Source organism: Promicromonospora sp. NPDC060204 (assembly GCF_042728455.1).
Taxonomy (GTDB): Bacteria; Actinomycetota; Actinomycetes; order Actinomycetales; family Cellulomonadaceae; genus Promicromonospora.
The window spans coordinates 1-9,230 of sequence record NZ_JBHWZO010000252.1; the positions used below are offsets into that span (position 1 = coordinate 1).

At 71.0% G+C, this 9,230-nt stretch carries 10 protein-coding genes; 8 read left to right on the plus strand and 2 right to left on the minus strand.

The genetic code is table 11. The features are described from left to right. Window positions 1-76: 76 nt before the first annotated feature. Window positions 77-502, minus strand: a complete 426-nt coding sequence (locus ACFWEJ_RS23835) for a DUF5709 domain-containing protein (protein ID WP_377231666.1) — start codon at window positions 500-502, stop codon at window positions 77-79. 283 nt (window positions 503-785) lie between these two features. On the opposite strand from ACFWEJ_RS23835, the gene rplM reads away from it, so the two are divergent. From rplM to ACFWEJ_RS23855, 4 genes are all read left to right on the plus strand, one after another. Next, window positions 786-1,235, plus strand: a complete 450-nt coding sequence (rplM, locus tag ACFWEJ_RS23840; protein ID WP_377231667.1) for a 50S ribosomal protein L13 — start codon at window positions 786-788, stop codon at window positions 1,233-1,235. Window positions 1,236-1,277: 42 nt separating this feature from the next. Beyond that, window positions 1,278-1,763, plus strand: a complete 486-nt coding sequence (gene rpsI, locus ACFWEJ_RS23845; protein ID WP_182620582.1) for a 30S ribosomal protein S9 — start codon at window positions 1,278-1,280, stop codon at window positions 1,761-1,763. 123 nt (window positions 1,764-1,886) lie between these two features. Then, window positions 1,887-3,251, plus strand: coding sequence for a phosphoglucosamine mutase (gene glmM / locus ACFWEJ_RS23850; RefSeq protein ID WP_377231668.1), 1,365 nt, complete (start codon window positions 1,887-1,889; stop codon window positions 3,249-3,251). A gap of 221 nt (window positions 3,252-3,472) precedes the next feature. Beyond that, window positions 3,473-4,222: a DedA family protein gene (locus ACFWEJ_RS23855; protein WP_377231669.1), complete on the plus strand. Its 750-nt coding sequence runs from the start codon at window positions 3,473-3,475 to the stop codon at window positions 4,220-4,222. Here ACFWEJ_RS23855 and coaA read toward each other — a convergent pair whose 3' ends face one another. After that, window positions 4,223-5,218 (minus strand): type I pantothenate kinase, encoded by a 996-nt coding sequence (coaA, locus tag ACFWEJ_RS23860; RefSeq protein WP_377231670.1) that lies wholly within the window; start codon window positions 5,216-5,218, stop codon window positions 4,223-4,225. A 121-nt stretch (window positions 5,219-5,339) separates the two neighbouring features. Between coaA and glmS the strand changes: the two genes are divergently transcribed. From glmS to ACFWEJ_RS23880, 4 genes are all read left to right on the plus strand, one after another. Beyond that, on the plus strand, window positions 5,340-7,241 hold the full coding sequence (gene glmS / locus ACFWEJ_RS23865) for a glutamine--fructose-6-phosphate transaminase (isomerizing) (protein WP_377231671.1): 1,902 nt from the start codon (window positions 5,340-5,342) through the stop codon (window positions 7,239-7,241). Window positions 7,242-7,274: 33 nt separating this feature from the next. Then, window positions 7,275-7,631, plus strand: coding sequence for a pyrophosphatase (locus ACFWEJ_RS23870; protein WP_377231672.1), 357 nt, complete (start codon window positions 7,275-7,277; stop codon window positions 7,629-7,631). 52 nt (window positions 7,632-7,683) lie between these two features. After that, window positions 7,684-8,544 carry an alpha/beta fold hydrolase gene (locus ACFWEJ_RS23875; protein WP_377231673.1) on the plus strand — a complete coding sequence of 287 codons (861 nt, stop codon included), beginning with the start codon at window positions 7,684-7,686 and terminating at the stop codon, window positions 8,542-8,544. A 276-nt stretch (window positions 8,545-8,820) separates the two neighbouring features. Next, window positions 8,821-9,171 (plus strand): holo-ACP synthase, encoded by a 351-nt coding sequence (locus ACFWEJ_RS23880; RefSeq protein WP_285101023.1) that lies wholly within the window; start codon window positions 8,821-8,823, stop codon window positions 9,169-9,171. Window positions 9,172-9,230: the final 59 nt, after the last annotated feature.

A 9,230-nucleotide genomic window follows, 5' to 3' on the forward strand; every position in this document is an offset into this window, starting at 1 on the left:
TTTTTTTTTTTATTCTCTCGTGTGGCGGCACTCATGGTGGTTCCGCCCCCGCCACAGTTCTAGCTCGACGCCAGGTCTAGGGTTCTTCGACCCAGTGGACAGCGGCCTCCTCGGCGCTCGCGCCCGCGCCGTCGATGCCCGCGTCGGTGCCGTACAGGTCGTTCTGGCGGTTGCCGTCCTCGGCCGCGTAGCTGCCGGGGTCCGCGTCGGGGTCGGAGACGAGCCGGCCCGCGCGTGACGTGTCGGCCCGGTCCAGCGGGTCGTCCTGCCAGACGTCCGGCTCCTCCTCGCTGAGCCGCTGGTCCATCGACTCGCCCTGGCGCTCCTCCCACGAGGTCTCGCCCCAGTGGTTCGAGCGCGGGCGGTCCGGCGGGGAGTACCCCTCGTCGAGGAAGTCCTTCGGACCCCGGCTGTACAGGGTGTCCTCGGTCGGGAGCTGGTCGGTGTCGCCCTCGGCGATGCCGTCCGGTCCTGGCATGGTGGCGGGTGTTTCCTCGGTCATGGTCCTACCGTGACACCAGATCGGCGCGGACGCCATAGTGCGGACGTGGCGAACCTCATGCCCGTGGAACCGCCCCGGAGGCCGCCCACGCTTTGACCCCCGGGGAAACTGCCGGGTACTCTAATGAGTCGTTGTGCTTTGTCACGACGTCCTGCGTCAGCACCGAGCCCACTCGAGTGCGGACGAACGGCCCGGACGTCATTCTGACCCCCGCGCACAACGACCTGACTCTTCGGGCGCCGCTTCTCGCCCGACGACACCGCAAACGAAAAGGTTACGAACCGTGCGTACGTACACCCCCAAGCCCGGCGATGTCCAGCGCGACTGGTACGTCATCGACGCGACCGACGTCGTCCTGGGCCGCCTGGCAAGCCAGGTCGCCAGACTGCTGCGCGGGAAGCACAAGCCGACCTTCGCTCCGCACGTCGACGGTGGTGACTTCGTCATCATCATCAACGCCGACAAGGTCGCGCTGAGCGGCAACAAGCGCGAGACCAAGCTGGCTTACCGCCACTCGGGTTACCCGGGCGGTCTCACGGCCACCCCGTACGGCGAGCTCCTGGACACCAAGCCGGAGCGCGCCATCGAGAAGGCCGTGCGCGGCATGATCCCCAAGACCTCGCTCGGTCGGACGCAGATGACCCACCTGAAGGTCTACGCAGGCTCTGAGCACCCGCACACGGCGCAGCAGGCCAAGCCGTTCGAGATCACCCAGGTTTCGCAGCAGGCCTGAGGCCGCTGCCGATCGTAACGCGAAGGACGCGAGGACATCACCGTGGCCGAGACCACCGTCGAATTCGAGCAGGGCGCCGAGGCGCCCAGCAACTACACCACCGAGACTGCTGCGCCGGCAACGCGCGGTTCGTCCATCACCGCCCCGGGCCAGGCCCTCGGGCGCCGCAAGGAGGCCGTGGCGCGCGTGCGCCTCGTCCCCGGCACCGGCACCTGGAAGATCAACGGCCGCACCCTCGAGGACTACTTCCCGAACAAGGTGCACCAGCAGCTGGTCAACTCGCCGCTGAACCTGGTCGAGGTCGAGGGCCGTTTCGACGTCATCGCCCGTATCACGGGTGGCGGCACGTCGGGTCAGGCCGGCGCGCTGCGCCTGGGCATCGCCCGTGCGCTGAACGCCATCGACGAGGAGTCGAACCGCGCCGAGCTCAAGAAGGCCGGCTTCCTCACGCGTGACGACCGCAAGGTCGAGCGCAAGAAGGCCGGTCTCAAGAAGGCCCGCAAGGCTCCGCAGTACTCGAAGCGCTGATCAGAGCGCTTGGCCGGGTGGCCCCGCCGAACAGTGTCGACACTGTTCAGCGGGGCCACCTGCATTTCCGGCGCAGGCCGGGCCCCACTACGGTGGGATCGGAACGAGCTGAGGAGAATGTGCATGGGCAGGCTGTTCGGCACCGACGGAGTTCGGGGCCTCGCCAACAAGGACATCACCGCGGAGCTGGCGCTGGAGCTGGGCGCCGCGGCGGCCAGGGTCCTGACCGCGCAGGGTGAGCTGCTGGGCCCGCGTCCGCGGGCCGTCGTCGGACGTGACACCCGGGCGTCGGGCGAGTTCCTCGCCGGTGCCGTGGCCGCGGGCCTCGCGTCCGCCGGCGTGGACGTGGTGATGCTCAACGTGCTGCCCACCCCCGCGCTGGCCTACCTGGTGACCGAGCTGGAGGCAGACCTCGGCGTCATGGTCTCCGCCTCGCACAACCCGATGCCGGACAACGGCATCAAGTTCTTCGCGCGCGGCGGGCTCAAGCTCGACGACGCCGTCGAGGACGCCATCCAGGCGACCCTGGGCGACGACTGGGAGCGCCCGACGGGCGCCGCCGTCGGACGCATCCGCACGGACGGCCAGGCGGCCGCCGAGCGCTACGTGCGGCACCTGACCGACAGCGTCGGCACCACGCCCGACCACCGTCCCCTCGAGGGGCTGCGCATCGCGCTGGACTGCGCGAACGGCGCGGCGAGCGAGGTCGGCCCGGAGGCGCTGCGCGCCGCGGGCGCCGACGTCGTGGTGATGAACGCCAGCCCCGACGGCCGGAACATCAACGAGAAGTGCGGCTCCACCCACCCGGAGCAGCTCCAGGCCGTCGTGGTGGCGTCCGAGGCGGACTTCGGCGTCGCGTTCGACGGCGACGCCGACCGCTGCCTCGCCGTCGACCACACCGGCGCGATCGTGGACGGCGACCAGATCCTCGGCATCCTCGCGACCGCCCTCAAGGAGGACGGCCGCCTGCCGGGCGACACCCTCGTGGTGACCGTCATGAGCAACCTCGGCCTCATCCTGGCGATGCGGGAGCGCGGCATCACCACGGTGCAGACCGCGGTGGGCGACCGGTACGTGCTGGAGGAGATGCGCGCGCAGGGCTACGGCCTGGGCGGCGAGCAGTCGGGCCACATCATCCTGGCCGACCACGCCACCACCGGCGACGGCGTGCTCTCCGCGCTGCACCTCGCGGCGCGGGTCAAGGCGTCGGGCAAGCGGCTGGCCGACCTCGCGGGTGAGATCGAGCGCCTGCCGCAGACCCTCGTGAACGTGCGCGGCGTGGACAAGTCGCGGGCCGGCACGGACGAGGGCGTGCAGAGCGCCGTGGCCGACGCGACCTCGCGGCTCGGCGACACCGGCCGCGTGCTGCTGCGCCAGTCCGGCACGGAGCCGCTGGTGCGCGTCATGGTCGAGGCCCCCGCCCAGGACGAGGCGGACAAGGTCGCGGAGGATCTCGCCGCCGTGGTGCGGGAGCGGCTGGCCCTCTAGCGGGGGCGGCTCGCGCTCTGACGGGGCCGCCAGGCGCCTCCGCGCGATTCACCCTCGGCGGGGCGCGGGCGTGAACGGCCCGTGAAACCTTGGGAAGCGGGGTTCTACCAGGGGGTCCCCTGATGCGATTCAGGGGCCCCCCTTGCGTAGTCTGGACGTAGGCACTATGAGGTGCCCTTCTCCGCCCCCGGGTAGTGCCCGGCCGAGACTCCCGAGGTCCCGTGCTCGAACTCATCTCCACCGTCCTGAGCGCCACCGAGGCATGGATCCTCGCGATGGCCGCCTCGCCGTGGATCTACCCGGCCATGTTCGCCTTCGCGACCATCGACGGCTTCTTCCCGCCGCTGCCCAGCGAGTCGGTGGTCATCACCCTGACCGTGTCGGCCCACAGCACCGGTACGCCCTGGATGTGGCTGGTGCTGATCACGGCGGCGGCCGGCGCGTGGCTCGGGGACCAGATCGCGTACCAGATCGGGAAGATGATCGGCACCGACCGGGTGCCGTTCCTGCGCTCGGCCCGCGGGCGCCGTGCCGTGGACTGGGCCGAGCGGGCGCTGACCCGCCGCGGCGCCTCCTTCATCCTCGCGGCGCGCTACGTGCCGATCGGACGCGTGGCCGTGAACATGACGGCGGGCGCCGTCGGCTACCCGCGGCGCCGGTTCATGTTCATCGCCGCCATCGCGGCGGTCATGTGGGCGCTGTACTCCGCGGGGATCGGCCTCGTCGCGGCCCAGTGGCTCGGGCACGAGCCGCTGCTGGCGATCGCCATCGGCGTGGTGCTGGGTGTCGCGATGGGTTTCCTCGTGGACAAGGTGGTGGGCTGGTTCTCGCGCCGGCACCTCGACGAGGACGAGGACGGCGGGAAGGGTGCGGACGGCGAGAAGGTCGCCGTCCCGGCGGGCGCCACCGAGATGATCAAGGAGTACGTCCACCGGGCCGACGACGGCGGCCGGTCCGCGAAGGACCGCTGACTAGAGCTTGCGCAGCCGGACCCGCTGCACCGCGTGGTCCGAGCCCTTGGTGAGCACCAGCGTGGCGCGCCCTCGCGTGGGCAGGATGTTCTTCTCGAGGTTCGGCGCGTTGATCGACTCCCAGATCGACAGGGCCTTGTCCGTGGCCTCCTGGTCGGAGAGCGACGCGTACCGCTTGAAGTAGGAGTCCGGCTTGGTGAACGCGGTCCGGCGCAGCTCCAGGAAGCGTTCCACGTACCACTGCCGGATGTTCCGGGTGCGGGCGTCCACGTAGATCGAGAAGTCGAAGAAGTCGCTCACCGCGACGGTCGACTCGTCCACGGCGGACGGCCGGGCCGGCTGCAGCACGTTCAGGCCCTCGACGATGAGCACGTCGGGCTTGCGGACCACCACCTCCAGCTCGGGCACGATGTCGTAGATGACGTGCGAGTACACGGGGGCCCGCACCTCGGACTGGCCGGCCTTGATCCGGGACAGGAACCTGATCAGGGCGCGCCGGTCGTACGACTCCGGGAAGCCCTTGCGCTCCATCAGGCCCCGCCGTTCGAGCTCCGCGTTCGGGTAGAGGAACCCGTCGGTCGTGATGAGCTCGACGCGCGGGGTCTCGGGCCAGCGCGCGAGCATCTCGCGCAGCACGCGCGCCGTCGTCGACTTGCCGACGGCGACCGAGCCGGCCACGCCGATGACGTACGGGGTGCGGGGCGGATCCTCGTGCAGAAAGGTCGAGGTCGCGTCGTGCAGGCCGCCGGTGGCCTGCACGTAGAGGTTGAGCAGTCGCGACAGAGGGCGGTAGATCGCGTCGACCTCGGCGAGGTCGATCGGGTCACCGAGTCCGCGCAGGCGCTCGACGTCGTCGTCGGTCAGCGGCAGCGGGGTGGATGCCGAGAGGCGGCTCCAGGCCGCCCGGTCGAGATCCACGTAGGGCGAGGACGGGGCAAGGGCGAGCAGGTGCTCCCCGAGGTCCGTCGTCGGGAACTGTGAAACCACCTGCAGCATTGTGCCCCACCCGGGGCAAGGATCGACATCGTCCGAGGCGGCAGGTGATCCTGCGGGTGAGAAAGGAGCCCTGTGAGCCCGGTCATGGGTGCCGCTCCGAACGCTCGTTAGACTCGCCCGCATGTGTGGGATCGTCGGTTACACCGGAACTGCCGCGACTATCGCGGACGGCGGCGCCTCGGGCGCGGCCCTGCCCTCGGGCACGCCTCTTGACGTGGCCATCGAGGGGCTGCGGCGCCTCGAGTACCGCGGCTACGACTCGGCCGGGGTGGCGCTCGTCGCGCCCGGGCTGGACGGCGTGGCCTGGGCCAAGAAGTCGGGCAAGCTCGCCAACCTGATCGAGGTGCTGGACCACGACCCGCTCCCGGAGGCCACCGCAGCGATCGGGCACACCCGCTGGGCCACGCACGGCGGCCCCACCGACGCGAACGCCCACCCGCACCTGGCCGACGGCGACCGCCTCGCGGTGATCCACAACGGCATCGTCGAGAACTTTGCCCAGCTCAAGGCCGAGCTGCTGGCCGACGGCGTGGTGTTCCGGTCCGAGACCGACACCGAGGTGGCCGCCCACCTCGTGGCCAAGGCGTACCGCGAGACCGGCGACCTGACGGCCGCCATGACCGCCGTCGCGCGCCGGCTGGAGGGCACGTTCACGCTGCTGGCCGTGCACGCCGACGCGCCCGAGACCGTGGTCGGCGCCCGGCACGACTCCCCGCTCGTGGTGGGGCTCGGCGAGGGCGAGAACTTCCTGGGCTCCGACGTCGCCGCGTTCATCGCGCACACCAAGGAGGCCCTGGAGCTGGGCCAGGACCAGGTGGTGACCATCACGCCGACGTCGGTGGACGTGACCGACTTCGACGGCAAGCCCGCCGAGGCCAAGCGCTACACCGTGGACTGGGACGCCGCGGCCGCCGAGAAGGGCGGCTTCGACTCCTTCATGGACAAGGAGATCCACGACCAGCCGCAGGCCGTGGCCGACACGCTGCTCGGCCGCACCGACGCCGCGGGCGCGCTCGTGCTGGACGACCTGCGCATCGACGAGTCGATCCTGCGCGCCGTGAACAAGATCATCGTGATCGCGTGCGGCACCGCCGCCTACTCCGGGCACGTGGCGAAGTACGCGATCGAGCACTGGTGCCGCATCCCCGTCGAGGTCGAGCTGGCGCACGAGTTCCGCTACCGCGACCCGATCGTCGACGAGCGCACGCTGGTGGTCGCCGTGACGCAGTCCGGCGAGACCATGGACACCCTGATGGCCGTGCGGCACGCGCGCGAGCAGGGCGCCAAGGTGATCTCGATCGTCAACACCCACGGCTCCACGATCCCGCGCGAGTCGGACGCGGTGCTCTACACGCACGCCGGCCCCGAGATCGCCGTCGCCTCCACCAAGGCGTTCCTCGCGCAGATCACCGCCGCCTACGTGCTGGGCCTGTACCTCGCCCAGCTGCGCGGCAACAAGTTCCCCGACGAGATCGCCACGCTGCTCGACGAGCTGCGGGCCATGCCGCGCAAGATCCAGACCGTCATCGAGCGCGGCGAGTACGTGCGCGCGACGGCCCGGTCCATGGAGAAGTCGGACAAGGTGCTGTTCCTGGGGCGGCACGTCGGGTTCCCGGTGGCCCTGGAGGGCGCGCTCAAGCTCAAGGAGCTCGCCTACATCCACGCGGAGGGCTTCGCCGCCGGCGAGCTCAAGCACGGCCCGATCGCCCTGATCGACGAGGGGCAGCCCGTGTTCGTGGTGGTGCCCTCGCCGCGCGGCCGCGACTCCCTGCACTCCAAGGTCGTCTCCAACATCCAGGAGATCCGGGCGCGCGGCGCCCGCACCCTCGTGATCGCGGAGGACGGCGACGACGAGGTGCGCAAGTACGCTGACGAGATCTTCTGGATCCCGCAGGCGCCCACGCTGCTCCAGCCCCTGCTGGCCGTCGTGCCTCTGCAGATCTTCGCGATGGCGCTCGCCACCGCCAAGGGCCTCGACGTCGACCAGCCGCGCAACCTCGCCAAGTCGGTGACGGTCGAGTAAGCCCGCCGGCCCGGCTGTGGCACGCTCGTCGGCGTGGAACTGAAGCAGCTCTCCGACGAGGTCGAGATCATCAGCCGGGTCTACGCGCGCGTGCACGGCCTGGAACGCACGGACGACTGGCTCGTGCTGAAGCTCCAGGAGGAGATCGGCGAGCTCACCCAGGCGTTCCTCACGCTGTCCGGGCGCTCGCGGGACCGGGGCCTGTCCGAGGACGAGATCCGGGACGCGTTCCGGGGCGAGGTCGCGGACGCGCTCGCGCAGCTCCTGCTCGTGGCCCGGCGGTTCGACGTCGACCTGCCCGAGGAGCTGGAGCGCAAGTGGTTCCGCTGGCGGCACCTGGTGCGACCGGAGGACACCGCGGGCATCCGCGATGTCGGTGACCCCGTCTAGGGTCTGCCACTGACGGGCGCCACGCCGTGGCGGCCGGAGGAGAGGAGCGCTCATGGCGTACGTGGAGGTCGACGGGGTCCGGGTGCACTACGTGGAGCACGGGCCGCAGGCGGGCGAAGGGGTGCGCACGGCGGTGCTGGTCCACGGGTTCCCGGTGGACCACCGGCTCATGACCGGTGCGTTCGAGCCCGTCCTCGCGGGACGCCAGGGCTGGCGCCGGCTCTACGTGGACCTGCCGGGCATGGGTCGCACCTCGGCCCCGGACGTGGCGAGCACGGACGACGTCTTCCGGATCCTGCGGGGTGCGGTCGCGGCGCTGGTGCCCGAGGGCCCCTACGTCGTGGTCGGGCAGTCGTACGGCGGATACCTGGCGCGCGGGCTGGCGGCGGCCGACCCGGACCGGGTCGCCGGCCTGGCCGCCGTCGTCACGCTGGTCGAGCCGCGCCACGAGCTGCGCCGGCTCCCCGAGCGCCAGGTGCTGGTCCAGGACCGGGCGCTCGCCGAGCGGGTCGGGGACGAGGCGCTCGACGCGGAGGACGTGCTCGTGGTGCAGACGGAGGAGACCTGGGCGCGGACGCGCCAGGAGGTCGAACCCGGGTTGGCCGCGGCCGACCCGGCGGCGGTCGCGCGCATCGAGGCGAGCTACGCCGGGACGTTCCCCGTGGAACCCGCGCCGTTCGAGAAGCCCGTCCTGATCGCCGTCGGGCGCCAGGACTCGATGACGGGCTACCGCGACGCGTGGGACCTCCTGGAGCACTACCCGCGCGCGACTTTCGCCGTGCTGGACCGCGCGGGGCACTCGCTGCACATCGAGCAGCGCGAGCTGTTCGAGGCCCTGGTGGGGGAGTGGCTGGACCGCGTCGAGGAGGCGAGCGGCGTCAGCTCGACACGGCGACGTACACCAGCAGCGTGACGATCGCGGCTATCACGATGCCGAAGACCACGACCATGATGACGGGGAAGGGGAGCTTGTCGTCGTCCTCCGGCATGGCAACCTCCTACGCGCGAAAGGTGGCGCCCTGCCGAGACGAAGCAGGTGCCACCTTTACCTGTGCATTACGGGGATATGGTGCCGCAAAACGGGCACCTTTCGCAACACCGGCACCGTCATGTGAGCAGAGGGCCCCGACCTGCGCTGACCTGGGGCGGAGCGGCCTGGTTTCCGGCGGCGGGGACCTAGGCTGAGGCCATGATCATCGGCACGGGCATCGACGTGGTCGACGTGGACCGGTTCATGGAGACCCTCGACCGCACGCCCCGGCTGCGGGAGAAGCTGTTCACCGAGGCCGAGCGCGAGCTGCCGGCGGCGTCGCTCGCCGCACGGTTCGCGGCGAAGGAGGCCATCGCCAAGTCGCTCGGCGCCCCCGGCAACCTCCGGTGGCACGACGTCACGGTGCACCGCACGATCGGCGGCCCGCCGCGGATCGACGCGAGCGGCACCGTGGCCGCCCGCGCCGCCGAGCTCGGCGTGCGCACCTGGCACATCACGATCTCCCACGACGCCGGTATCGCGTCCGCCATGGTGATCGCCGAAGGCTGATCCGACGTGTCAGACCCACAGGTCACCGGGGTGACCAGTGGGTCTGACAGCCAGTCTCA